The sequence below is a fragment of the Pasteurella oralis genome (genome assembly GCF_002850605.1).
Classification (GTDB): Bacteria; Pseudomonadota; Gammaproteobacteria; order Enterobacterales; family Pasteurellaceae; genus Pasteurella; species Pasteurella oralis.
Window position 1 is genome coordinate 35,254 of sequence record NZ_NXGB01000002.1, and the last position, 26,629, is coordinate 61,882.

A 26,629-nucleotide genomic window follows, 5' to 3' on the forward strand; every position below is an offset into this window, starting at 1 on the left:
CCTGAATATTTTTTAGTAAAGTGTCGCTAAGATAATTTGTTCGGGATCGATGTAAAGCCAAACTTGTTCATTAACTTTTACCTGATCTGTTTGAGTTGAAGTTGCACAAAATTCAATATCCTCTTTGCCTACAGTTAAAATAATTTCTTCCATTTCTCCTTTGTCAGTAATCTCTTTGACCTGTGCAGGAAATATATTGAGCATATTTTCAGCTGGTGCATGACGTTGGATTTTAACCCATGGCGCTTTAATCATCATCATGACTTCTTTACCCAAAACGAGTTTCAAACGCACCGCGCTTTTTTCAGTGATAGAAACAGTTAAATGCTGTGGAAGACCTTGGATTTCAATATCCACAAAACAATGAATATTTTCATGACGTAAATTCGCTATTTTGCCAAAGAACTGATTACGCGCACTACTTTGTAATGAAAATCTTGCTGTTGCATGTAATACGCTGTCTAACGGTAAACTTTCATCTTGTAAAATATGAAAAGCCTTTTCTTGTGTTTTTTCTAATAAATCATAAAGTTGCAATAAACGTTGAGCGTAGACGGTTAATTCTGTTCCTCCACCATTTTTACCACCAACATTGCGCTCAAGTAGTGGTTTAGGGCTAATATCGTTCATTGCCGCTAAATGATCCCATGCACTTTTATAACTTACTTTAGCATTTTTTGCGGCTTGATTAATTGAACCGCATTTTTGAATCTCTTTTAATAAACGTACTCGTTTAGGATCAACAAAAAGTTGTTGTTGTAATTTGATGGTGAGTAAAATTTCAGTATTTAACATCATTTTCTCCAGTATCTGCGCCAAACTTTGATATCTCTCACATTTTAAAGGAAAGTCTATTTTTTATATAGTATTTCTTTGTTAAAACATTGTATAATTTTTTACATAATGTTTTCTTATCAATAAATGGAGCGATTTCTATGTTCAAATTAAAAACAATCTCGAGTTCACTTGCGCTAGCATGTTTCGTATTTTCTGTTTCTGCACAAGCTAAAGTGACTGTTTTTGCTGCTGCATCGATGACAAATGCGTTAAATCAAATTGCGGAAGACTATAAAAAAATTAAGCCAGAACAAGAGCTGGTTTTTTCATTTGCATCTTCATCAACATTGGCAAAACAAATTGAACAAGGGGCGCCAGCAGATATTTTTATTTCTGCAAATACAAAATGGATGAAACATTTGTCAGAGAAAGAATTGACAATCAAAGAAACAGAAAAAGTATTAGTTGGTAATGAGTTAGTCTTGATTGCACCACAATCAAGTAAGCTAAATGATGTTGATGTAGCGAAAGGAGAGTGGGTTGCTGAATTAAAAGATAATTTCTTATCTGTTGGAGATCCTGATCATGTTCCTGCTGGACAGTATGCAAAAGAAGCATTAACTCATTTAAAGCTCTGGGACAAAGTTGAAACAAAATTAGCACGGGGTAAAGATGTGCGTGCGGCATTAGCTTTAGTTGAGCGTACGGAGGCGCCTTTAGGTATTGTGTATAGTACTGATGGTAAAGTGAGTAAAGGTGTAAAAATTGTAGGTGTATTTCCAGCTGATTCTTATAAAGTGATTGAATACCCAGTTGCTTTGTTGAAAGACCATGATAATACAGACAGTCGTGCTTTCTTAACATACTTAGAATCTGCTGAAGCAAAAAAAGTGTTTGCAGATTATGGTTTCGCCGTGAAGTAATTTTTCATATACAATAAATAGGGACGCTAATTACGCGTCCCTCTTCTTTTACCTGTATAAAGTGCGGTCTATTTTGAGCAAATTTCAATAATAATAACGTTAAAGGATTGGTCTTGTTTACTCAACTTCTCATGGCTCTTGGTCTAAGTACGATGGAAATTCAAGCAGTTAAATTGAGCTTGAGTGTTTCTGTGAATGCGATTTTATGGAGTTTACCTCTTGCAATTTTAATCGCTTGGCTGCTTGCACGTAAAAACTTCTATGGTAAATCTATGATCAGTGGGGTGGTTCATTTACCTTTAGTTTTACCACCAGTTGTGATTGGCTACTTATTGCTAGTAGCAATGGGGCGAAATGGTTTCATTGGTAAGTATCTATATAGTTGGTTTGGCTTTTCTTTTGCATTTAGTTGGAATGGCGCTGTATTAGCTGCTGCGGTTGTGGCATTTCCTTTAGTGGTACGTGCAATCCGCTTATCGCTTGAAAGTATTGATGTGAAACTAGAGCAAGCAGCACAAACTTTAGGCGCATCAGCGTGGCGTGTTTTTTTTACAATTACGTTACCGCTTTCGTTACCCGGTGTATTAGCGGGTGTTGTACTTGGTTTCGCACGTTCATTAGGTGAGTTTGGGGCAACAATTGCTTTTGTATCAAATATTGCAGGAGAGACGCAGACAATTCCACTGGCGATGTATACTTTCATTCAAACACCAGGGGCCGAAGAACAGGCAGCAAGATTATGTATTTTCGCGATAGTTTTATCGTTAATTTCGCTACTTTTATCTGAATGGTTAGCGAAAAATATGCAGAAAAAATTGGGGCAAGGCAATGTTACACATTAATGTAAAAAAACAATTGGGTAATTTTGTCCTTGAAGCTGATTTAGCTATTCCTGCGCAAGGCGTTACTGCTATCTTTGGTTTATCTGGTTCAGGTAAATCTTCTTTAATTAATTTAGTCAGCGGCTTAGTTAAGCTTGATCAAGGAAAAATTTCTTTAAATCAGCGTGTATTAGTGGATACTGTCAACAATATTTGCTTACCTGCTTATCAGCGTCATATTGGTTATGTATTTCAAGATGCGCGTTTATTTCCACATTATAGTGTGAAGGGTAATTTGCTTTATGGCGTAGCAAAATTTGATCAGCAAGAGTTTGATTATATTGTTGAGTTATTAGGTATTGCGCATTTATTAAAACGATACCCGATCACTTTATCTGGTGGCGAAAAACAGCGTGTTGCTATTGGACGTGCATTATTGACCAAACCTGAAATTTTGTTGATGGATGAACCTTTGTCAGCGTTAGATCTGCCTCGTAAACGTGAATTAATGACTTATCTTGAGAAGCTATCAAAACAAATTCAAATCCCTATTTTATATGTAACACACAGTCTAGAAGAATTATTACGATTAGCGCAGCGAGTAGTGTTACTTGATGAAGGAAAAGTTCGAGCTTATGACTTATTAGAAAATATTTGGGAAAATCCTTTATTTTTACCATGGAAATTAGAAGATGAGCAAAGTGCGGTACTTTCTTTACCCGTTTCACAGCATAATGCAGATTATCAAATGACCGCACTCGCTTTGGCACAACAGCAAATTTGGATTAAAGCCCAAGACTGTCCGATTAGTGAAAAAATGCGTATTTGTATTAAAGGATCTGATGTTTCGATCAGTTTATTAATGCCAGAAAAAACCAGTATTCGTAATATTTTGCAAGGTAAAGTGCGTAAAATTGTACAAAGTGAAAATCGAGTGGATGTGCAAATTGCACTAGACGATAAAATTATCTGGGCAACGATTAGTAAATGGGCATTTAAAGAACTTGACTTGCAGCTTGAACAAACCGTATTTGCGCAAGTAAAAGCGATTTCGGTAGTTTGAACAAAAACATAAAGCCAGACAAGTAAATAGGGGATTCTACTTTAGGGTATTTCGAGGTCTTTTCGCTAACATAATATGAGTATTACGGCTACTTTAGAATAAAAACTCATAAAAAACAGACCGCACTTTATTGCTAAAAAAGTAAAGTGCGGTCTGTTTTAGAGACATTTACTTACCTAAATTATCAAAGAAGTTTTTTACACCATCAAAGAAGCTTGATGATTTAGGCTTGTGATTGGAACCTTCTAGGCTTTCTTCTAATTTACGCAATAATTCTTTTTGTTCTTCGTTTAGTTTAACAGGTGTTTCCACAATGATTTTGCAGATTAAATCGCCTGCATAGTTGCTACGTGTTGAAGTCACACCTTTACCACGCATACGGAATAATTTCCCTGTTTGCGTTTCTGCTGGAATTTTAAGTTTTACACGACCATTTAAGGTTGGTACTTCAATTTCTCCACCTAATGCTGCCATCGTAAAACTCACGGGTACTTCACAGTATAAATTATTGCCATCGCGTTCAAAAATATGGTGATTGCGTACATGAATAACCACATATAAATCGCCATTTGGTGCACCATTTTCACCTGCAGCGCCTTCACCTGATAAACGCAATTGGTTACCTGTATCTACCCCAGCTGGAATTTTGACTGAAAGATTTTTCTTTTTATGAACACGTCCATCGCCATGGCAAGATTTACATGGCTTCTCGATTTTTTTCCCTGAGCCATGACAAGTCGGACAAGATTGCTCTGTAACAAAGAAACCTTGTTGACGACGGATACGACCTGCACCATGACAAGTTGGGCAAGTTTCTACTTTAGAGCCTTTTTCTGCACCAGAACCATCACAACTATCACAATGTGCAAGTGTATTAATTTGGATATCTTTAGTGGTACCGCGTACGGCTTCTTCTAGGCTAATGTCAAGATCATAGCGCAGATCATCACCACGTACGACACGTTGGCGACCACGACCACCACCAAAAATATCGCCAAACATATCACCGAAAATATCGCCGAAGTCAGCACCACTAAAACCACCACCACCGAAGCCACCTTGCTCAAAAGCAGCGTGACCGAATTGATCATAATTAGCGCGTTTTTGCTTATCGCTTAATACTTCATAAGCTTCTTGGATTTCTTTAAATTTTTCTTCGAGTTCTTTGTTGCCTTGCGTACGGTCAGGATGGTACTTCATCGCCAATTTTTTATAGGCACGCTTGATTTCTTTTTCATCTGCACCACGTTCAACACCGAGAACCTCGTAATAATCTTTTTTTGCCATAATGTTTACTGTTTCCGTTTATTTTACTACTTTAAATCGAATGGATTTTGTTATCTGTCAGGAATAATTTATGTGCTATTTCTGATTTTTAAAGAGATAAGCTAATATTTCTTGATAAAAAATATGAACTTATTGCTTTTAATTGAGGGCAGAAAAAATCTGCCCTAATATTAATTAGTTAGTTACCGCAAATGCTTGTTCTAAATCGGCTAAAATATCTTTAATACTTTCTATACCACATGAAAGACGAATTAATCCGCCAGAAATACCCACTTTTTCTAATTCAGTTTCTGCTAATTGGCGATGTGTTGAGGTCGCTGGGTGTAACGCACAAGTACGAATATCTGCTACATGGACTTCACGAGAAACTAATTGCAATGCATTTAACCATTTTGCTGCTGTTTCTCTACCACCTTTAATTTCAAAAGAAATTACACCACATAAACCATTTGGTAAATATTTTTGTTTTAATGTGTAATCTTGTGAACTTATTAAACCAGGGAAACTTACTTTAGCTACTTGTGGATGTTTTTCTAAGAACTCAGCCACCGCTTGTGCATTTTCATAATGACGTTGCATACGCACAGCTAAGGTTTCCATCCCTATATTGAGTAGAAAACTATTTTGTGGAGCTGGTGTGGCACCTAAATCACGCATTAATTGTACACGTGCTTTCACTATATAAGCAGTGGAACCAAAAGTTTCGGTATAGACTAACCCATGATAAGTTTGATCTGGTGTGCTTAATTGTGGAAACTTACCATTAGCCCAATCAAAATTACCACAATCGATAATTGCACCACCGAGTGCAACAGCATGCCCATCTAGGTATTTAGATGTACTATGAATAATCACATTAGCGCCAAATTCAATTGGGCGACAGAAATAAGGTGTGGCAAAAGTATTGTCTACTAATAATGGCACCTCTGCTGCTTTTGCTAAAGCTGCAAATTTGTCAATATCCAATACGCGCAATGCCGGATTTGCAATAGTTTCTGCAAATACTGCTTTCGTATTGGGACGAATAGCTTTTTTTAAGTCTTCCAGCGGTAGATCTTGATCGACAAAAGTGACTTCAATCCCCATTTTTTTCAACGTATGAGCAAATAGATTATAAGTACCACCATACACATAAGTAGAGGAAATGAAATGATCGCCTGCTTCAAGAATATTTAACATGGCATAAAAAATTGCTGCTTGCCCCGAAGCAGTACACATCGCTGCAACACCACCTTCTAATGCGGCTAATTTTTCTTCCGCTGCATTGGTGGTAGGATTGGAAAGACGAGAATAGAAATAGCCCGATGCTTTTAAATCAAATAGCTTGCCAATTTCTTCTGCTGAATCATAAGTAAACGTTGTGCTTTGTACTATTGGATGCACACGTGGTTCGCCATTTTTAGGAGTATAACCAGCATGAAGACATTTCGTTGCAAATTCCATTGTGTGTTCCTTTTGGGTGATGTTATTGTTTCGAGGCGTAAAGTGCGGTCAGTTTTGACAAAATTTTGATCACACTGTATTTGCTTAACAATGTGGTACAACGGAAATATGAATCTCTACTGCACCATTAGGTGCATACCTTTCAAAATCCACATGATAAGCACGTTTAAGCAAACCTTGCTGTTCTTTTTTCCAAATGAGCTGCCAAGTTTGATGAACTTCATCTGCTTTGCAACGAAATATTTCATAGAAACTCAGATCTTCAATTTCAATAACAGGGAAATTTGTCTTTATTGCCTTTTCAGTCGCAATCGCAAAATCATAGTCAGCTTGATAATCCGCAGCATAATTAAAATAAACACCGTAACAGTATTGATCTTGTGGTAATAATTCAAGATTGTTTTGCCATGATATTGGAATAATATCATTCGCAATTTCGTTATTAAGGCGTTGTTGTGCGATAGGGTAGAGTATCAGGGACATTCATTCTCCACATTTATTTTTCCTCACATTACTTTTACGAATATAAAGTGAGGAAAAATAGCGTATTAATTAATATACCGAAAGGGCGTATCGCTACGCCCTTCGATTTTAATCAGTGTGAAATTATTTGTTATCTTTCACTTCTTCAAATTCAGCATCAACCACATCATCATTTGGTTTTTCGCTTTGTGCTTGTTGCGGCTGCGCATCAGGCTGTGGCTGAGCCGCTTGCATGAGCTTTTCAGAAACTTGAATTAATACTTGAACTTTCGCTTCAATTTCCGTTTTATCTTCACCTTTCGCTGCAGCTTCTAAGTCTGCTACCGCTTTTTCGATTGGTGCTTTATCCTCAGCAGATAATTTATCGCCCACTTCGCTTAATTGCTTACGAGTGCTATGAACTAAATGATCTGCTTGGTTACGTGCTTGCACTAACTCTTCAAATTTACGGTCAGCTTCAGCGTTTGCTTCTGCATCACGAACCATTTGTTGAATTTCTTCATCTGTTAAACCAGAAGAAGCTTTGATTGTGATTTTTTGCTCTTTGTTGGTCCCTTTATCTTTCGCTGATACATGGATAATACCATCTGCATCGATGTCGAAAGTGACTTCAATTTGTGGCATACCACGTGGTGCAGGATTGATACCTTCTAGGTTAAATTGACCTAAAGATTTGTTATCTGCCGCACGTTTACGTTCACCTTGAAGGACGTGGATTGTTACCGCACTTTGGTTATCTTCTGCGGTTGAGAATACTTGCGATTTCTTAGTTGGAATCGTAGTGTTTTTCTCAATTAAAGTGGTCATCACACCGCCCATAGTTTCGATACCTAATGAAAGTGGAGTAACATCTAATAACAATACGTCTTTTACATCACCTGCTAATACACCACCTTGTACTGCAGCACCGATAGCAACAGCCTCATCTGGGTTCACATCTTTACGTGGTGCTTTACCGAAGAAAGCTTCAACTTTTTGTTGTACTAGTGGCATACGAGTTTGACCACCAACAAGGATCACATCATCAATTTGTGACACGCTTAAACCTGCGTCTGCTAGTGCAACTTTGACTGGTTCTAATGAACGAGCAACTAAATCTTCAACCAATGATTCTAATTTTGCACGCGTTAATTTAATGTTTAAATGTTTTGGACCTGTCGCATCTGCAGTGATGTATGGAAGATTAACATCTGTTTGTTGTGCAGAAGAAAGTTCAATTTTGGCTTTTTCACCTGCTTCTTTCAAACGTTGCATCGCTAATCGATCGTTGCGTAAGTCAACACCTTGTTCTTTTTTGAATTCTTCAACTAAGTAATTAATGACGCGGTTATCGAAATCTTCGCCACCTAAGTGTGTATCACCGTTAGTTGCTAATACTTCAAATGTTTTCTCACCACCGACTTCATCAATTTCGATGATAGATAAATCGAATGTACCACCACCTAAATCATAAACGGCGATAGTTTTATTACCTTGACCTTTATCTAAACCATAGGCAAGTGCCGCAGCCGTTGGTTCATTAATAATACGTTTTACTTCTAAACCAGCGATACGACCTGCATCTTTAGTCGCTTGACGTTGTGCATCATTAAAATACGCAGGTACAGTGATAACAGCTTCAGTGACCGTTTCACCTAGGAAATCTTCTGCTGTTTTCTTCATTTTTTTCAATACTTCAGCAGAGATTTGTGGTGGTGCCATTTTTTCGCCTTTTACACCAACCCAAGCATCGCCGTTATCAGCTGCTACGATTTCAAATGGCATGATGTTAACATCGCGTTGAACTTCTTCATCTTGGAAGCGACGACCAATTAAACGTTTAATTGCAAATACGGTATTTTTCGGGTTAGTGACAGCCTGACGTTTTGCTGGTTGACCTACTAATGTTTCATTATCTTGAGTATATGCAATGATTGACGGAGTGGTACGATCACCTTCTGCATTTTCAATAACGCGTGGTGTACCACCATCCATTACCGCCACACAAGAGTTTGTTGTACCTAAGTCAATACCAATGATTTTTCCCATTTTGTTTCTCCTAATAAATTCGTTAATTCGATTTGCTCTTCCAAAATAAGGATGAAATTTTGCATTTCAAGTGATGGAAAGAAAAATTTTTCATGTTAATTGTTTCACTTAAAGTGCGGTCATATTTTGTTGAGTTTGTTCGCACTGTAGTAAATGAGGCTAAAAAGTGAAAGTTCAAGAGGAGGATGTAAAATTTATTTTATTTGCCTAAAAAAATGCGAAAGAGTTTATCAATGAACAATCTATAAAGAATATATTCTATACAATAATGATTTGTGATAGATTAACCACTTTCGACTCACCTTTAATTTAGGAAATTTATTTATGAAAAAATCATTAGTTGCTTTAGGTGTTATTGTTGCGCTTGGCGCTGTTTGGACAGGTAGTGCATGGTATACAGGTAAAGCTGTTGAAGAAAAGGCGCAAGAGCGTTTAGATTTAATTAATGCTGGATTTGCGGGGCTTGCTTCTGCTGGTTCTGAGGTCAAATTTACTAATTTGGCAATTGAACGTGGTATTTTTAGTTCTAATGTAACTTATGATTTCGTTGCAACATTTCCTGATACTCAAGTTACAATCCCATTTGAGGGCACACTTTATCATGGACCATTCCCTTTAGATCGGGTAAGTAAATTCGATTTATTGCCAACCTTATTGTCAAGTAATGATCGTATTGTTCAAAATGAAGAAACACAAGCATGGTTTGACTATGCACAAGGTAAAAATCCATTTGAAAGCCATATTAAAATTGGTTATGACTCTACTTTCTCAGGACAAGCAAGAATTGCACCAATCAAACTAGATCTGAGTGATGCTGATATTGTATGGAAAGGCATTGAATTAAATTTCGATAAAGTAACAGCGAACGGGATTGGTAAATCACAAGCTATTATTGATGGCTTAAAACTTGCGATTGATGATACAGAAGATGCATCTAAAGCAATCATTGAAGTAAACAAGATTAAAATTGATAGCGATTTACAACGTACTGAATGGGAACAAATTCCGGTTGGTAAACAAAGTGCATTGATTGATAGCTTCCGTGTTTCGCTTACTGAACGAGATATGCGAGATTTTAATTTAGAATACAGAAATATGTCTTTTGATGCGAGCACTAAAAAAGAGAATACTTTTGTGAACTATGAATTAGTTGCTAAAGCGCCAGAAATGCTAGTGAATGGTAAAACAGTGGGCGATCTTGATGCCAAAGTCAAACTTGAACACCTAGATGGTAAAGCAACCAATGAATTGTTAATGCTTGTTGATAACAATGCTGATTATGAGCCGCTACCAGAAGAACAAATTCAAGCGTTAGCGAAAACAATTTTGCAAAACCAGCCATTGTTACAACTTGATCCATTAAAATTAACCACAGATGAGGGTGATCTTAAAGCAGATCTTGTTATTGAAATGGCAAGTGGTAATTTTGATATGCTTGAACAAGGGAAAATCTTAGATCTGTTTAAGCAGTTAGCGGTGAATGTTGATTTGAATAAAAATGCATTAACTAAGCTTTTTGCAATGGTTGAAGAAGCGAATGGTGTAACAAAAGAAGATGCAATAGTCGCAGCAGAACAAGCTGTTAATGCGATGTTTGAAGAAGCAATCCAACAAGGTGTATTGGTTGATTCAGAAAGCTCAGTGAAGTTAGGCTTGTTGCTTGAGAACAAAGCGTTAAAATTAAATGGACAGCCAATTCCAGAAGAACAAATTTTAATGACAGTAGTATTGTTTTTCCTAGGTATGAGCTATTAAAGGTAAAAGTGCGGTCAATTTTAAGTAAAATACAAGCACATAAAAAATGGGGATATCATCATATCCCCATTTTGTTAATTGTTATTGAATCAGTAAGTAGAAATTATTTTCACCACGGACAATATTTAATGCAATTGCAGATGGTTTTGTATCCAAAATTTTGCGTAATTGACCTAAATTCTCTACTTTTTGACGATTTACGCCAACAATGATGTCATCCTTTTTCAGACCACGCTGTTCAGCGATAGATTTTGGCGCAACGCGCGTAATCGCAACACCTTTCAGACCTTTTTCATCATAGTTACTCATTTCAGCCCCTGTTAGTGCAGGGAGTAAGCTACTTGCATCTGCTTGTGTTTGATCATCCGATTGCAAAGTCACTTTACTAGTTTGTTTTTTACCGTCACGTAAATAAGTGAGCTCAATTTCTTTGCCCGCACCAGAAGTCGCAATTTTAGCGCGCATTTCGGCGAAGCTTGAAATTTTTTGCCCATTCATGGCAATAATCACATCGCCAGCTTTTAAGCCTGCTTTTTCAGCCGCAGAATTTGGTAAAACTTCACTTATAAAAGCACCTTGTTGGGCTTCAATATCAAATGCTTTCGCTAAATCAGCATTTAATTCACCACCTTTGATGCCTAGCATTCCACGACGGACTTCACCAAATTCAAGAATTTGTTGGACGAGGTTATTTGCCATGTTACTTGGAATTGCGAAAGCAATACCAGCGTTGCCCCCGCTTGGCGAAATAATTGCAGTATTAATACCAATTAATTCACCCTGTAAATTGACTAATGGACCACCAGAGTTACCGCGATTGACTGCCGCATCTGTTTGAATATAGTTTTCATAGGTACCGCTATCAGATCCTGTTGAACGCCCTAATGCAGAAACAATACCAGAAGTGACAGTCTGACCTAAACCAAATGGGTTACCAATAGCAACAGTAAAATCACCTACACGTAATTTATCTGAATCTGCAATTTTTAGTGCGATTAAATTTTTTGGTTTTTCAATTTGAATAAGTGCGACATCCGATAATTCATCAGCACCGATTACTTTGGCACTCAGTTCGCGTCCATCTTGTAATTGAACCGTAATTTTATCTGCACTATCAATAACGTGATTATTGGTTAATACATAACCTTTTTCAGCGTTAATAATTACACCAGATCCAATACCACGAAAGTTACGGGGCGCGCGATCGTTGAAAATGTCAGGTCCAAAGAAAAATCTAAATTCTTCTGGAATACCATGAAATTGTGATGGGGCATTTGATTTTGCTTTGCCTTCGACTGAAATTGAAACCACCGCAGGCAGTACTTTTTCTAACATTGGTGCTAGGCTAGGGACTTGTTGACCTTCAACATAGGCAGGTAATGATGCTTGGCTGATCGTTGAGGTTGATAAAATGCTTAATCCGAGAGCAATGCTGGTTAATAGAAAATTTCTTTTTTTCATTGTTCATTTTCTCCAATAAAGTTAAAACACACTAAAATTGCACAGAGCAGTTTAAGTAAGTCATAAGACAAAGAAAATAAAAAAATGTTCGAGTTTGTAATAAATTTTTCATTTTTCACAAAGTTTCATCAATTTTACTAGAGTAACTTGGAGTAACATCTTTCATTTGTAGATAAAATACTTTCAAGCGTTGAACAAATATTCATCTTCAAGTAAAGCCCTATTGTGGGTGGTTTTCTAACGGCTTGTGAATTAACGTATATAGTCTGTTCATTTATCTGTTGAATCATAATGTAATAACCCATAGTTTTTTAAGAACTATTTTGCTATCATCGTTGCAAATTTAACCAGAGGTTTATTCTATTGATTTTCTACAAAGGGCTTGTTTGAACAAGATAAAATGAATGACATGATAGCTATTAAATAATTTGTTTTTTATTTGATTGTTGCGTGCCAAAGTGAACGATTTAACATACTTTATTGGTTATAGGCTTAGTAAGTCATATAGCGTTCAGAAGTCAATTGAATAGCAAAAATTTTAGGGAGACGGTCAGATATGGTTTAATATGTTCCATCATTTAAACTCAACTGACCATTTTTATATAGCTACTTTTATTCACTAAGGAGAAATTTATGAAATTCAAACACATTTTACGTATTTTCGCCTTTTCTCTTTTTTTTACGCTCTCAGGTTGTACAGCAGGGCTATGGGCTGGGGGGCAAAACAGCAGTTTTATTCCTGGTTCAAGCGATATTATCTCTACTGACATTAAAGCGAAAGAAATTGCTAAAGATACTATTCGCGCCTTTGGTAGAACGAAAGACAAGCAACAGATTGTCATGATAGGCGACAGCTATTGGTATTTTATTTCCCCAAAACAAACTGAGCAGCTGCAAACGTTACTTAATACCAAATTACCAAAAGCCTTTAATACCAAAGCAAATAAGCCTATTTGCATCAATTTAACTAAGAGCGCTAAGGGATTTTCTACAGATTCTTTGTGGCTTCATTACCAGCCTAAAACGGAACGAGAGATTAAAATTGTCAGAGAGTTAGGTTTTAGAAAAACAAGTAAGCCTGAAATTTATGCAAAAGAGTACTATTTTGAGGGTGAAATATATAAAAAAGCGGAAAATATTAAACTCGAATATCAATTTGAAACAACACTTCCTGTTTCTATCAATACATTGGAGTCCGAAACAAATATTGATGGTTCATTATTATTAACTAAAATTGCCGCAACGCCAGTGGCTTTGGCGACGGATATCATATTATTACCAGTGTTGTTGATTACCTTGCCATTCGTTGATTATTAATCATACATTTTAATAAAGCGCACGGTCAGTTGCTTAGGTAGTTGTACAAAACTCAACAAAAACTGACCGCACTTTTCTTTATGCCCGTCAACTGTTGGATTTACTGCGATCGTAATATGTGTTTTTGCAAGTAAAAAACTCGTTTGTTTATTAGTGATATCATTAAAAATAGTTCCTTAGCATAAACAAATAAAAAAGAGGCAAACCAAACAAGCTTACCCAATAAAATCTGGATCAATTTATAAAAAATAGTTTAACCAATAACCGCCGGTAAATAACCAGCTTTGATTAAGAAAGGGACATTCATAATGAGAATACCAAGTATTAATGCACCTAATAACGTGATATTACCACCTATGACTCGATATGGTAATTCAGGGTAACGTTTTCTTGCCCGCCACGCCATCCCAACAGGCAAAACTAAACCATAAAATGTAAACATTTGACCTGCATATCCTAATGCCATAACGAAACCTTCAGGATAGAACAGCGCAAAGATAAGTGGTGGTAAAAATGTCAGCAGACCCAATGAAAAACGATTTGTCTTGATGTTTACGCGTTTGAGTAAATCATATAAGCAATCAAAAAGTGAAAGTGCGACACCTAAGAAAGAAGTAATTAATGCAAGGGTAAAAAATAAACGCATTGCAGAGCTAATTAAAGAACTTTCAGTCGCTTGATAAGTTGCTGTGATTAGACCATTTAGGGTTGGATCAGTATTTAAAATCTCCACAAATTGTGCTTGTGGGAAAACACCATGTGTTGCCATTTGCCAAATAATATAGGCCACTAATGGAATTGCCGTACCCATAATAATAGCAATACGTAAGCGTCGGATATCACCATTTAGATAACTATTAATACTTGGAATAATCACATGAAAGCCAAATGAGGTAAAGAAAACAGGACTAGCCGAGATAATTAGGAAATCTTTAAGCGGCATCGCTAATAAATTATCACTGCTAACGAGTGGCAGCATCATAATGAGGACTAAGACAAAAGCAAGTAGTTTTACTGAAAATAATAAACGAGTTAGCATATCAACTGCGCCAGTACTAATCACAATAAATACACCTAGTACAACCGTAAATAACACAATTGAAATAGGTTGCGCATGTTCGCCTAAGAAAGGTAGAACTCCTGCTAGTAATGAGCCTCCGCCTGTGACATAAGCAGATAAAATTGCGTACATAAAAACAATAAGTGCAAAAGTTGCCACAATGCGCCCCGGTAAACCGAAATATTGTTCTGCTAATGTGGCAATGCCAGCATTTTTGGTTTCTGCTTTTTGATAGACTTCAACGAATAGTAATGCACTATAAGAAAGGAGTCCCCACAAGGTAAATAAAAGAATTAATGTATAGGTAAAGCCCATTTCTGCTGATGTCAGCGGCATAGCTAACATACCGGCACCGATTGTGGTACCCGCAACTAACAACGCACTTCCAAAGGTTTTATTTTGCATAATAACTCTCAATGTTTGAATAAATAAGAAACGATCATTCTAACGTAAAAAATGTCATGTCACTATTTTTTTTACATTAATAGTGATTAGTTCAGATAGAGGCTGATTACTCGCTAATGAATGCCTAAATATAACTACTGATTGAATAAAAATTTTGTGTTAAAATTCGCAACCGATTTTATCCATTAATTGTAGATTAGGAAATAATATGAAAGTGTTAGAAGGTACAGTAGCTGCACCAAATGCGAAAATTGCAGTCGTGATTGCGCGTTTTAATAGCTTTATTAATGAGAGCTTATTAGAAGGTGCATTAGATGCATTAAAACGCATTGGTCAAGTTAAAGAAGAGAATATTACTTTAGTTCGTGCGCCGGGTGCATATGAGTTGCCTTTAGTGGCTCGTCGCTTAGCTGAAACAAAAAAGTATGATGCGATTGTCGCTTTAGGTACGGTTATTCGTGGTGGAACAGCACATTTTGAATATGTGGCTGGTGAAGCAAGTAGCGGATTAGGACAAGTCGCGATGAGCGCGGAAATTCCTGTTGCGTTTGGTGTATTAACCACCGAAAACATTGAACAAGCTATTGAGCGTGCAGGTACTAAAGCGGGTAATAAAGGCGCTGAAGCAGCGTTAGTCGCTTTAGAAATGGTAAATTTACTAGCTCAAATTGACGCGGCGTAATTCAGATGACAGAACCAAAAGTAGAAAAAAAAGTATCTCCGCGTCGTCGTGCGAGAGAATGTGCTGTACAAGCTTTATATTCTTGGTATATATCACAAAATTCGCCTGCTGAAATTGAGTTGGCTTTTGTCGCAGATCAAGATTTAAAAGGTGTCGATGTCCCTTATTTTCGTCAGTTATTCCGCCAAACGGTCAAAAATGTAGAGATCATTGATGAAACGATGAATCCTTATTTAGATCGTGATGTCAATGAGCTTGATCCCATTGAAAAAGCAATTTTGCGTCTTGCGGTATATGAATTGAAATTTGAATTAGATGTGCCATATAAAGTTGTAATCAATGAAGCAATTGAAGTGGCGAAAGTGTTTGGTGCGGAAGATAGCCATAAGTATGTCAATGGTGTTTTGGATAAAGTTGCGCCTGCATTATCTCGTAAATAAGTATTATTAAGGTGATTTATGAGTAATGGCGAATTTGATTTAATTCAACGTTATTTCACTGCCTCATCAAAACGAACTGCCCGTAAAGATGTCATTGTGTCTATTGGCGATGATTGTGCAATTACTGAATTGCGACAAAATCAGCGTTTGGTGATTACAACAGATACAATGGTAGAAAACACTCACTTTTTGCCAACAATCAGTCCAGCAGATTTAGCCTATAAAGCTGTGGCGACTAATTTAAGTGATCTTGCTGCTATGGGAGCAGAACCAGCTTGGCTCTCGCTTGCACTCACCTTACCTGAGGTCAATGAACAATGGTTAAGTGAATTTAGCCAGAGTTTTTTTGATGTGCTTGATCATTACAATGTCGATTTGATTGGCGGCGATACAACGAAAGGACCTTTGTCGATCGCCATAACAGCCCACGGTATTATTGCGAAAGGTAAAGCACTTTGCCGTCATAGTGCAAAAGTCGGTGATTGGATTTATGTATCAGGGACTTTAGGTGATAGTGCTGCTGGTTTGTCATTGTTATTATCGGGCAAAAGTGCGGTCAATTCTGCTCAAGAATTTTTAATCCGACGTCATCTTCGTCCAACACCTCGCGTTTTATTGGGGCTTGAATTAGCAGTTTCTTCATTGGCTAATGCGGCAATTGATATTTCTGATGGTTTTGTTGCTGATTTGGGACATATTCTTGAACGTAGCCAATGTGGCGCGGTAGTTGATGTGGATAAATTGCCACTTTCCTCACACCTGGTCAGTATAGTTGGCTTACAACAAGCAGAAGAATTTGCGTTAACAGGTGGTGAAGATTATGAGTTATGTTTTACGGTGCCTGACAGTAATAAAGCAAAATTAGAACGCGCTTTAGCCTATATTGGCGTGGAATATACTTGCGTTGGACAAGTGCGTGCAATTAGTCCACAAAATAAAAAACGGATTAAATTTGAACGTAATGGCGTACCCATTGAATTGGATATTAAATCTGGCTTCGATCATTTTGACTCGGATGAATAAAAATGACATCACCTCTGCAGCACATTAATCTCCGTAATCCTATCCATTTTTTAGCTGTTGGCTTCGGTTCTGGCTTAATCCGTCCAGCACCTGGTACATGGGGCAGTGTGGTTGGACTTTTATTAGGTTGGTTTTTATTACAGTATTTAAACCACAGTTTTTTCTTTATTTTGAGTGTACTTTGCTTTTGGCTTGGCTGTTATCTGTGTCAAAAGACGGCAGATGACATGGGGGTGCATGATCATGGTGCAATCGTGTGGGATGAAATTGTTGGTATCTTTTTCGTTTTACTGGCAATACCAGTATTATCGCCTTTTTGGTGTTTGGTGGCATTTGGTCTTTTCCGTTTTTTTGATATTTTGAAACCTTATCCTATCCGTTATTTTGATCATAAATTAGAAAGTGGCTTTGGTATTATGTTAGATGATGTGCTTGCTGCAATATATGCAATTTTAGTCATTTTTCTTTTACGCCTTTTCTGTTAGGAAATACCATGCTTAACTTAATGATCGTACATTTTTTTGGTTTGATCACCCCAGGTCCTGATTTCTTTTATGTGAGCCGATTAGCCGCTAGTAACTCACGGCGTAATGTTGTTTGTGGTGTGATTGGTATTACGTTAGGCGTATTGTTTTGGGCATTGGCTTCAATACTCGGTTTAGCGCTTTTATTTACTACTATCCCTCTTTTGCATGGGGTAATCATGTGCTTAGGTGGTGGTTATTTAGCTTATTTAGGTTGGTTAATGGTGAATAGTCGGACTAATGTCGTATTTGAGCAGCCTTCTGATCAACAGTTAAATAAAAATACGACGATTACAAAAGAAATTATCAAAGGGTTGTTGATAAATCTGTCTAATGCAAAAGCAATTATTTATTTTGCCAGCGTCATGTCGTTAGTGTTGGTTAATTTAACTGAAATTTGGCAAATTTTGACCGCACTTTTTATCATTGTGATTGAAACTTTCCTTTATTTTTATATGGTTTCAATTCTGTTTTCACGCAATTTAGCAAAGCAATTTTATAGCACATATAGCCGTTATATTGATAATCTGGCTGGAATCATTTTTCTACTCTTTGGCGCTTATTTAGTTTATAACGGTTTAATTGAAATGAATCTATTAAACATTTAAATAAGATAAAAAATGATGAATTGATCATGATCAATTGTTAGACGCTTTTATTACTACGTTCTTGCTTGAGAAAAGAAGAAAAAGTGCGGTGGAAAAAAGAAAAGTTTTATGTGAAAATCGAGTGAGATTGATAACAGCTAAACTTGGATAGGAAGGAAAGAATATGACATTAAAGATAGCCGTAGTAGGTGCGGGTGGCAGAATGGGACGTCAGCTAATTCAAGCAGTGTCAGAAGCGGAAAGCGTAACTTTAGGGGCGGCATTTGAACGTCGAGGTTCGTCTTTAATTGGTACAGATGCAGGCGAGTTAGCGGGGATTGGTCAGCTTGGCATTATGGTTTCTGATGATCTTATCAGTCAAAAAGATCAGTTTGATTTATTAATTGATTTTACACGTCCAGAAGGCACATTAAACCATCTGCAATTTTGTGTTGAACAGCATAAGAAGATTGTGATTGGAACCACAGGATTTGATGAGGCTGGTAAGGCGCAGATTAGGCAAGCCGCACAAAAAACAGCAGTTGTTTTTGCTTCAAATTTTAGTGTAGGCGTAAATTTAGTCTTTAAACTCTTAGAAAAAGCAGCCAAAGTGATGGGCGATTATTGCGATATTGAAATTATCGAAGCACACCATCGTCACAAAGTAGATGCACCATCAGGTACGGCATTATCGATGGGAGAACATATTGCAAAAACCTTAGGACGTGATTTAAAAACGCATGGCGTGTTTGCGCGTGAAGGGATTACAGGTGAGCGTAAACGTGATGAAATTGGTTTTGCTACTATTCGCGCGAGTGATGTTGTTGGTGAACATAGTGTTTGGTTTGCTGATATTGGTGAACGGGTTGAAATTGCGCATAAAGCCACTAGCCGCATGACGTTTGCAAAAGGCGCAGTACGCGCCGCTACATGGCTTGCCAATAAAGAAAGTGGATTATTTGATATGACAGATGTGTTAGATTTAAATAATCTATAATTTATCAAATAGAGAGATAAGGCAGCGTAAATGCTGCCTTATTTTTTACTTTCAAGTTGTGTCGTTTTATAGATAAGTTCTGCAATGGTTTGCGCCTGCATTTTTTCCATAATGTGTGAACGATGAACTTCGACTGTACGTACTGAAATATTTAACGTTTCTGCAATTTGCCGGTTAATACAACCTTGAATTAATAATTCAAGTATATCGAGTTCTTTTCTACTGAGTAGGGTATAGCAGCTTTGAATTTTATAGCGTTCATAACTTGCTTGTGTTTTTTCTGCAGCTATTTTTAATACAGATTGTAATTGACTGAATTGCACGGGTTTTTGTAAAAAATCCACCGCACCTTGTTTTAATTCTTGCACTGCCATTGGCACATCACCATGCGCTGTCATAATTACAACCGCAAGTGTACTGCATTTTTGTTGCAAAAATTGATGGACTTGATGACCATCTAACTGTGGCATTTTCATATCTAATAGCACAATGCCTTGTTCAAATAATGGCACGTTATCGACAAATTCTTGGCTATTTGACCAGCTTTGTACTTGATAACCAGCCTGTTCTAATAAAAAACAAGCCGCATCTAGTACTGTTAAATCATCATCAACCAGATGAATTAACATATTTCCCCCTTTTTATTTGGTAATTTTAAAATCACTTCTGCACCAGATTGTGTCGTGCGGTTGTGTAAAGAAATTTCGCCCTCAATTGAGCGAATTAAACGTTGACATAAAACTAAGCCCAAACCCAAGCCATTTATTTTACTGGTTCTAAATGGGACAAAAGGAAATTTCAATTCAGTAGGTGTAAAGCCTGAGCCATTATCTAGAATATGAATGTAAATAAAGGCCTCTTCCTGTTTGACTACAATTTGAATTTCGCTGGCATTGGCTTGTGAGGCATTAAGCAAGCAATTACAAATCACTTGTTCTAGGATAGTGGCTTTGACTTCAATGTGTAGCGAAGAAGGGCAAGTTAAATAAATGTGAGGTTGTTTATGATGTTGTAATGTCATAAAACTCATAATACGTTGCAACAATTTTTGCAGTTGTACACATTCTGTTTTGTCGTCTGTTTTGCCTTTTGCCCAGTTCATTAAATTACGAATGATTTCTGCGCTACGATCGACTTGTAATAGGACCTTATCGAGAATTTCAATCGTATTTTGTTGTGTTTGATGTTGATTAAGTTGATATTTAACACCTTCAACATACATACGAATGGCGGAAAGGGGCTGATTAATTTCATGGGCAATGCCGGTACTCATTTCGCCTAAAATACTTAATCGGTCAGCTTGGGCTAATTGTTGTTCATATTGGCGCATTTCTTGATAGGCTTTTTGCAATGCTTTACTTTTGCGGTGAATTTGAAAGCTGATCCAAAGGTAGTTAAGTAACAGCAGTAAACTACCAAAAATGATCCAACCACGATATTGTTGAAACCAATGTTTGGTATTTTGCCATAAGTTTTGTTTTGGATGTTTGTATAAGCTACGTAAGAGAGTATCTGCTTGTGATGTGGAATAAGGCGGTGTCCATTGCGGCAAGTGTGCTGGGATTTCGCTAAGTAAAAGCCTGACTAATTTAGAAGTTAAATCTACGGGGACTTGTGGTAATGCGGCTAGTGACCAATTAGGTAATAATTCAGTGCTGACTAAGCAACCCAACGCATTTTCTTTGCCTGCGAGTAAGCGAAAGTCTTCTTGTTTAATCACACCTTCACGATCGAGATCTTCTAAAATACAGGCTGGTACAATAGCACCATCGACTTTTTTCTCTTGTAATAAAAGCAACGTATTGTCTACAGGAAAACCAGTATATTTTAATTGGAAATCTTTATTCTCAATTAAGCCATGTTGGTATAAGACATTATATCCGAGTAAGAATCCACCAAACGCATTGCTGCCAACTGCGCTTAATGTTTTATTTTTTAGATCGGCCAATTGATAAAATGGACTATCTTGGCGTACTAAGATAGCACTGCCAATACGCCCCATTGTGGCATGCTCAATTTGACGTGGAGATCTTAAGGTAACTAACCAACTGACTTGATTATTATTGAGGTAGAAAAATTGTGCTTGGTTAGTTAAAACGAAATCAACCCCCTGTGCTTGTTCTTCAATTAAATCGTTTAAATCTAAGGTGACTAACGAGAATTGGTGTTGCGATTCAAATTGTTGGTTTAGCCAATCAATCCAAGGTTGCCATTTCGCATGGGTATGAGCGACGCCACGTTGTGCCAAAATACCAATTTTCCATTGCTGCGAAAACGCGAGACAGGGGAAGAGTCCGATGAGTAAGATGAAAATTTTTAAAAACTGACCGCACTTTTTCACATTTCTTCCTTTTTCTTGATTGAAATCAAATTCACTCACTTTTTATGTGGAAAACCACAATAGTTTTTTCATTGACCTTCCTTAACAATACGCTAAAAAAAATCATAACTCAATTGAGTGAATGATAATAACTAAAAGGAACGCCACTATGGAAATGAGTAAGCGAGTTTTTCTAAAAAATTTATCTGTGTTAAGTGTGGGGCAGGCGTTTATTCCTTTTAGTCAGGCAGAAAGTCAGTTTCAACCTGCTAGACGTGAAGGAAATGACGCGCATCGTTATGCAATGTTGGTGGATTTACGTCGTTGTATCGGTTGTCAATCCTGTACTGTCAGTTGTGGGATAGAGAATGCAACACCGATAGGTGAGTTTAGAACAACAGTACGTCAATATGAGGTGGTTGATGAAAATCAGGTAGTTAATAATGTGTTATTACCTCGATTATGTAATCACTGTGATAACCCGCCTTGTGTGCCAGTTTGCCCAGTGCAAGCCACTTATCAGCGTAAAGACGGTATTGTAGTGATTAATAATGAACGTTGTATTGGGTGTGCCTATTGTGTTCAGGCGTGCCCTTATGATGCACGTTTTATTAATGAAGAAACAAAAACTGCGGACAAATGTACATTCTGCACTCATCGTCTTGAAGTTGGACTGCTCCCTGCTTGTGTGGAAAGTTGTGTAGGAGGAGCGCGTGTGATTGGTGATTTAAACGATCCCAATAGCATGATCAGTAAAATGGTCGTAGAGCATAAAAGCGAGTTGAAAGTATTAAAACCTGATTCAGGCACGATTCCGCATGTATTTTATTTAGGTCTAGACGACGCTTTTGTTCATCAAGTACAAGGGCAACCCATGTTATGGCAAGGTAAGGAGGCAAATTTATGATCATTCGTGAAATCCTCGTTGAACCACAAGCAATTGCTTGGTTACCTTGGGCAGTGAGCTATTTCTTTTTTATTGGTTTATCTGTTTCCAGCGTATTTGTTGGGCTATTAATCAATCGAGTTGAGAAAAACCAATATCATGAATTCATTGCCGTTACGATTGCACTTAGCTGTGCCATTGTTGCTCCTATTGCATTAACGGCGGATCTTCATCAGCCGAGCCGCATTATGCATTTTTATGTAAACTTGACACCATGGTCATGGATGGCATGGGGCGCAATTTTTTTACCTTTATTCACACTAGCAGTTGTAGGCTATTTCGGGTGCTTATTACGTCAAGTGATTCCCTCACACAAACTGCCTAAATTTTGCCATTTTGTTTATTGGGGAAATTTCAACTTGTCAATGTGGACGAATGTTTTTCGGTTCTTTTCGTTGTTATTGGCATGTTTGATTTTAGTGTATACCACAATGGAAGTGTTTGTTATCGAAGCACGTCCTTTATGGCATCACTATGGGTTAATGCCATTGATTTTATTCAGTGCATTCCCGACGGCATTATTGCTTTGTCGCTTTTTTATTGCGTGTTTTACTCAGCAATCAATGCCAACTTACTTTTCTCATCTTATTTTGATGAGTTTGATTATTTTTATAGGGACTTTGGGCGGTCTGTATGCTTGGTCAGAGCAGACCGCATTTCAATTAACTCAACTTTGGCATTTTAGTTCAATGCCAATGTTGGCAGTTATATGCTTAGTGGCATTATCTATTCTAATTTATTTACCACATTCATTGTTGTTGAACATTATTCGTTTGTTAGTTGCATTGTGTTTTACTTGGCTAGTACGTTGGATTTTATTAATTCAAGTGCAAAGTGTGGCGAAATATAACGCTTTAATGAATCCTTATCATCTCACTTGGCATATTGACGGTACTATTGGCATTGTATCGGTATTTAGTTTATGGCTTTTTATTGGCATCTTGTTATGGCAACTATTGCGTTCAGCTTTATCGCAAATGGATTTTACGGGGGGAAAATATGAATAACCAACGACGTAATTTATTAAAGGGCGGATTAGCCTTAGGCACAGCAACAGCCTTTGTGACGGGTTATTCACCAAAAGTAAAAGAGATTGCAACAGGTTTAATTGAAGGCGCATCAGGGCAAGCGACTTTAGATAAAATTAATGGTAATGCATTATTACCTGAATATCAGGTTAAAAATGGTCAAGTCGTTAGCAATAGCCAGCAAGTGGTATGTAATACTCAATGTATGGGATGTTGGACCTTATGTGGTTTACGTGCAAGAGTCGATTTAGAAAAAAATCAAGTATTGCGTATTAATGGCAACCCATATCATCCTTTATCAGCAGATCAATATCTCGATTTTAATCAATCTATTCAGCAAGCAGAACTCAGTGTGGCGGGCGAAAATGGTCTAGCACATCGTTCAACGGCTTGTGCGCGAGGGGCAGCTTTTTTAGAAGGTATTAATAGCCCTTATCGTATTACTCAGCCATTAAAGCGAGTGGGAAAACGTGGTGAAGGTAAATGGAAAACGATTAGCTTTGAGCAATTAGTGGATGAAGTCGTGAATGGTGGGGATCTGTTTGGCGAAGGATATGTGGAAGGGCTAAAAGCGATTCGAGATTTGAAAACGCCAGTTGATGCCGAGAATCCAGATTTTGGCGCGAAAGTGAATCAATTGATGGTGACTTTTGCTGGACCAGAAGGACGTCAGCCCTTATTAAAACGTTTTGCTAATAATAGCTTTGGTACGATTAACTTTGCTTCCCATGGTTCATTTTGTGGTTTGTCTTATCGTGCAGGTTCAGGCGCATTTATGAATGATCTAGTGAATAATTCACATGCTAAACCAGATTGGGATCATGCTGAATTTATTCTATTTATGGGAACCTCACCAGCTCAAGCAGGAAACCCATTTAAACGTCAAGCTCGACAGTTAGCTAAACAGCGTACGGAAGACAACTTTGATTATGTGGTTGTTGCACCACGTTTAGAGCTAACTAATAGCCGAGCGGTAAAACAAAATCGCTGGGTACCGATTATTCCAGGCACAGATCTGTCGTTATCTTTAGGGATGTTGCGTTGGATTATTGAACATGAACGTTATAACGCGGCTTATTTAGCGATACCGAGTGAAGAAGCAATGCAAAAAGCGAATGCGGTCAGTTTTTGTAATGCGACACATTTGTTTATTGCGGATCCAACGCATAAACGTTATGGACAAGCTATTCGCTTACAGGATCTTGTTGATATGCCCGTACCTGAAAAGCCAGTTGATGGCGATATTGTGGTTAAAGATCAGCAAACAGGGACATTTATTGCTGCTAAAGATTGTGAAAGTGCGGTCATTTTTGTAGAAGATTTGCTCACTTTCAAAGATGGCTCACAAGTCTTAGCGAAGTCAGCTATGCAATTATTTAAACAAGCTTGCTTTGAACATAGTATAGATACCTATTCAGTTCATTGTGGTGTTCCGACTGACATGATCATCAATTTAGCCAAAGAATTTACCTCGCATGGTCATCGAGCCGCTGCGATTACCCATGGTGGCACCATGCATGGCACTGGGTTTTACACTGCTTGGGCAATTTTATTACTGAATGCTATGGTCGGTAATATGAACAAGAAAGGTGGGATGAGCATGACGGGTGGCAAGTTCAAAGATTTTGGTGGTGGACCGCGCTATGATTTAGCTAATTTCCCAGACATGGTGCAACCAAAAGGAACTAACTTAGCACGCAGTAAAAAAGCTTATGAGAAATCAAGCGAATTTAAGCGCAAAGTAGAACAAGGTGTATCACCTTATCCAGCTAAAGCGTCATGGTATCCTTTTGCGGGTGGGCAAATGTCTGAAATGATTACGTCTGCGTTACAAGGTTATCCTTATTCGCTTAAAGCTTGGATTAGTCATATGAGTAATCCAATTTATGGTATGACAGGCATTCATCATGTGGCTAAAACCAAATTACGTGATCCAAAAATTTTACCTTTGTTTATCGCCGTTGATGCATTTATGAATGAAACCACAGCATTGGCAGATTATATTGTGCCAGATACGCATAATTTTGAGAGCTGGGGATTTAGTACACCATGGGCAGGCGTACCGACAAAGACCAGCACTGCACGTTGGCCAGTGATCCAATCACAAAATACGAAAACTGCGAGTGGTGATGTGGTTTGCATGGAAAATTTTATTATTGCGATTGCAAAAGCAATGGATTTACCGGGTTTTGGTGATAATGCGATTACGGATAAACAAAAAAATAGTTATTCACTTAATTGTAGTGAAGATTATTTTTTACGCGCCGCAGCAAATATTGCTTATGATGGAAAAGCACCAGTGAATGACGCGAGCGAGGAAGATTTGTTGTTGACCGGTGTACAACGTTTAATGCCTAAGTTACAACAAACCTTAAAACCAGAAGAAGTATTAAAAGTCGCCAATGTGTATTGTAAAGGGGGGCGTTTTGCGCCTTATCACAGCGCATGGCAAGACGATAATATGCAAGTACGTTGGAAAAATTGTTTGCAAATTTGGAATGAAACGGTAGCCAAGGCCAAACATGCGCAAACCGGTCAGCATTATCATGGTTGCCCAAAATATTTTGAACCACAGTTTGCGGATGGTTCCAGTTTAGAAAGTCATTACCCAGCAAAAGAATGGCCATTTAAATTGATTTCTTTTAAATCAAATTTAATGAGTAGTATTACTGCACCGTTATTACGATTGCATAGTATTAAGCCTGATGGCATTGTGGCAATCAACCAGCAAGATGCTAAACAACAGGGATTGCAGCATGGTGATCTTGTTGCATTAATGACACCGGGCGGTAAACAAAATGTCCAACTGGTGGTGATGGATGGTGTGATAAAAGGGACTATTGCCATTGAGCATGGCTATGGTCATAAACAATTAGGAGCGACAAGCTATATGATTGATGGTAAGCAAATCGCAGGGCATCCACAAATTAAACGTGGAGTAAATATTAACGATTTAGGTTTGTTAGATAACACAAAAGAAATTGTTTCTCCATGGGTGGATTGGGTGTGTGGTTCGGCAGTAAGACAGGGAATTCCAGCCAAATTACAAAAACTCACTTAAAAGAAAATAGGCTAAATTTATTAAGGGTAAGGCAAGGTATTTTTAATACCTTGCCTTTTGAGTTTGCAATGTAGTGCTTATGATGATTCATCAATGGGTTTATAGCTGGACCCGCGATGATAATTATTTGAGTTAGATTTGCTAGTGTATTAGCTAAGATTATTACACATAAAGTGCGGTATATTTTTGTCGACTTTT

General features: G+C 37.6%; 23 protein-coding genes. 14 read left to right on the forward strand and 9 right to left on the reverse strand.

The window, feature by feature from the left end; all coding sequences use genetic code 11:
• Window positions 1-12: 12 nt before the first annotated feature.
• Window positions 13-795 carry a TOBE domain-containing protein gene (locus C0975_RS02610; RefSeq protein WP_174674038.1) on the reverse strand — a complete coding sequence of 261 codons (783 nt, stop codon included), beginning with the start codon at window positions 793-795 and terminating at the stop codon, window positions 13-15.
• A 140-nt stretch (window positions 796-935) separates the two neighbouring features.
• On the opposite strand from C0975_RS02610, the gene modA reads away from it, so the two are divergent.
• From modA to modC, 3 genes are all read left to right on the forward strand, one after another.
• Window positions 936-1,700: a molybdate ABC transporter substrate-binding protein gene (modA, locus tag C0975_RS02615; protein ID WP_101774850.1), complete on the forward strand. Its 765-nt coding sequence runs from the start codon at window positions 936-938 to the stop codon at window positions 1,698-1,700.
• A gap of 152 nt (window positions 1,701-1,852) precedes the next feature.
• Window positions 1,853-2,542 (forward strand): molybdate ABC transporter permease subunit, encoded by a 690-nt coding sequence (gene modB / locus C0975_RS02620; protein ID WP_101775161.1) that lies wholly within the window; start codon window positions 1,853-1,855, stop codon window positions 2,540-2,542.
• Window positions 2,529-3,584, forward strand: a complete 1,056-nt coding sequence (modC, locus tag C0975_RS02625) for a molybdenum ABC transporter ATP-binding protein ModC (RefSeq protein ID WP_101774851.1) — start codon at window positions 2,529-2,531, stop codon at window positions 3,582-3,584. The genes modB and modC overlap by 14 nt, the downstream gene beginning before the upstream one ends.
• 168 nt (window positions 3,585-3,752) lie before the next feature.
• Here the strand turns inward: modC and dnaJ are convergent, their stop codons facing one another.
• The 4 genes from dnaJ to dnaK all read right to left on the reverse strand — a co-directional run bounded on the left by dnaJ (window position 3,753) and on the right by dnaK (window position 8,825).
• Entirely contained in the window at window positions 3,753-4,871 is a 1,119-nt protein-coding gene (gene dnaJ / locus C0975_RS02630) for a molecular chaperone DnaJ (protein ID WP_101774852.1), read from the reverse strand.
• Between the two features lie 174 nt (window positions 4,872-5,045).
• Complete coding sequence (locus C0975_RS02635; protein WP_101774853.1) at window positions 5,046-6,314, reverse strand: O-acetylhomoserine aminocarboxypropyltransferase/cysteine synthase family protein; 1,269 nt, start codon at window positions 6,312-6,314, stop codon at window positions 5,046-5,048.
• Window positions 6,315-6,398: 84 nt separating this feature from the next.
• Complete coding sequence (locus C0975_RS02640; protein WP_101774854.1) at window positions 6,399-6,797, reverse strand: GyrI-like domain-containing protein; 399 nt, start codon at window positions 6,795-6,797, stop codon at window positions 6,399-6,401.
• Between the two features lie 123 nt (window positions 6,798-6,920).
• Window positions 6,921-8,825, reverse strand: coding sequence for a molecular chaperone DnaK (dnaK, locus tag C0975_RS02645; RefSeq protein ID WP_101774855.1), 1,905 nt, complete (start codon window positions 8,823-8,825; stop codon window positions 6,921-6,923).
• Between the two features lie 324 nt (window positions 8,826-9,149).
• Here dnaK and C0975_RS02650 point away from each other — a divergent pair, with 324 nt between their 5' ends.
• Window positions 9,150-10,580 (forward strand): YdgA family protein, encoded by a 1,431-nt coding sequence (locus tag C0975_RS02650; protein WP_101774856.1) that lies wholly within the window; start codon window positions 9,150-9,152, stop codon window positions 10,578-10,580.
• A gap of 81 nt (window positions 10,581-10,661) precedes the next feature.
• On the opposite strand, the gene C0975_RS02655 is transcribed toward C0975_RS02650, so the two are convergent.
• Complete coding sequence (locus C0975_RS02655; RefSeq protein WP_101774857.1) at window positions 10,662-12,041, reverse strand: Do family serine endopeptidase; 1,380 nt, start codon at window positions 12,039-12,041, stop codon at window positions 10,662-10,664.
• Window positions 12,042-12,674: 633 nt separating this feature from the next.
• Here C0975_RS02655 and C0975_RS02660 point away from each other — a divergent pair.
• Entirely contained in the window at window positions 12,675-13,358 is a 684-nt protein-coding gene (locus C0975_RS02660) for a YidX family protein (protein WP_101774858.1), read from the forward strand.
• A gap of 253 nt (window positions 13,359-13,611) precedes the next feature.
• On the opposite strand, the gene C0975_RS02665 is transcribed toward C0975_RS02660, so the two are convergent.
• The gene (locus C0975_RS02665; protein ID WP_101774859.1) at window positions 13,612-14,823 is read right to left on the reverse strand and encodes an aromatic amino acid transport family protein; all 1,212 of its coding nucleotides are present in this window, start codon (window positions 14,821-14,823) and stop codon (window positions 13,612-13,614) included.
• Window positions 14,824-15,031: 208 nt separating this feature from the next.
• Here C0975_RS02665 and ribH point away from each other — a divergent pair, with 208 nt between their 5' ends.
• The 6 genes from ribH to dapB all read left to right on the forward strand — a co-directional run bounded on the left by ribH (window position 15,032) and on the right by dapB (window position 19,076).
• On the forward strand, window positions 15,032-15,505 hold the full coding sequence (gene ribH, locus C0975_RS02670) for a 6,7-dimethyl-8-ribityllumazine synthase (protein WP_101774860.1): 474 nt from the start codon (window positions 15,032-15,034) through the stop codon (window positions 15,503-15,505).
• A gap of 5 nt (window positions 15,506-15,510) precedes the next feature.
• Entirely contained in the window at window positions 15,511-15,945 is a 435-nt protein-coding gene (nusB, locus tag C0975_RS02675; protein WP_101774861.1) for a transcription antitermination factor NusB, read from the forward strand.
• A gap of 18 nt (window positions 15,946-15,963) precedes the next feature.
• Complete coding sequence (gene thiL, locus C0975_RS02680) at window positions 15,964-16,968, forward strand: thiamine-phosphate kinase (RefSeq protein WP_101774862.1); 1,005 nt, start codon at window positions 15,964-15,966, stop codon at window positions 16,966-16,968.
• A 2-nt stretch (window positions 16,969-16,970) separates the two neighbouring features.
• Window positions 16,971-17,453 (forward strand): phosphatidylglycerophosphatase A family protein, encoded by a 483-nt coding sequence (locus tag C0975_RS02685; RefSeq protein ID WP_101774863.1) that lies wholly within the window; start codon window positions 16,971-16,973, stop codon window positions 17,451-17,453.
• 8 nt (window positions 17,454-17,461) lie between these two features.
• Entirely contained in the window at window positions 17,462-18,100 is a 639-nt protein-coding gene (locus C0975_RS02690) for a homoserine/threonine efflux transporter (protein WP_101774864.1), read from the forward strand.
• A gap of 163 nt (window positions 18,101-18,263) precedes the next feature.
• Window positions 18,264-19,076 (forward strand): 4-hydroxy-tetrahydrodipicolinate reductase, encoded by an 813-nt coding sequence (gene dapB / locus C0975_RS02695; RefSeq protein ID WP_101774865.1) that lies wholly within the window; start codon window positions 18,264-18,266, stop codon window positions 19,074-19,076.
• Window positions 19,077-19,114: 38 nt separating this feature from the next.
• Here the strand turns inward: dapB and C0975_RS02700 are convergent, their stop codons facing one another.
• On the reverse strand, window positions 19,115-19,705 hold the full coding sequence (locus tag C0975_RS02700) for a response regulator (protein WP_101774866.1): 591 nt from the start codon (window positions 19,703-19,705) through the stop codon (window positions 19,115-19,117).
• The gene (locus tag C0975_RS02705) at window positions 19,699-21,417 is read right to left on the reverse strand and encodes a sensor histidine kinase (RefSeq protein ID WP_101774867.1); all 1,719 of its coding nucleotides are present in this window, start codon (window positions 21,415-21,417) and stop codon (window positions 19,699-19,701) included. Before C0975_RS02705 ends, C0975_RS02700 begins: the two co-directional genes overlap by 7 nt.
• A gap of 148 nt (window positions 21,418-21,565) precedes the next feature.
• On the opposite strand from C0975_RS02705, the gene ttrB reads away from it, so the two are divergent.
• From ttrB to C0975_RS02720, 3 genes are read left to right on the forward strand one after another with little or no spacing between them, the layout of a single operon-like run.
• On the forward strand, window positions 21,566-22,303 hold the full coding sequence (gene ttrB, locus C0975_RS02710) for a tetrathionate reductase subunit TtrB (protein WP_101774868.1): 738 nt from the start codon (window positions 21,566-21,568) through the stop codon (window positions 22,301-22,303).
• Window positions 22,300-23,349, forward strand: a complete 1,050-nt coding sequence (gene nrfD, locus C0975_RS02715; RefSeq protein WP_101774869.1) for an NrfD/PsrC family molybdoenzyme membrane anchor subunit — start codon at window positions 22,300-22,302, stop codon at window positions 23,347-23,349. Before ttrB ends, nrfD begins: the two co-directional genes overlap by 4 nt.
• Window positions 23,342-26,431 (forward strand): tetrathionate reductase subunit A, encoded by a 3,090-nt coding sequence (locus C0975_RS02720; protein ID WP_101774870.1) that lies wholly within the window; start codon window positions 23,342-23,344, stop codon window positions 26,429-26,431. The genes nrfD and C0975_RS02720 overlap by 8 nt, the downstream gene beginning before the upstream one ends.
• The last annotated feature ends 198 nt before the right edge of the window (window positions 26,432-26,629 follow it).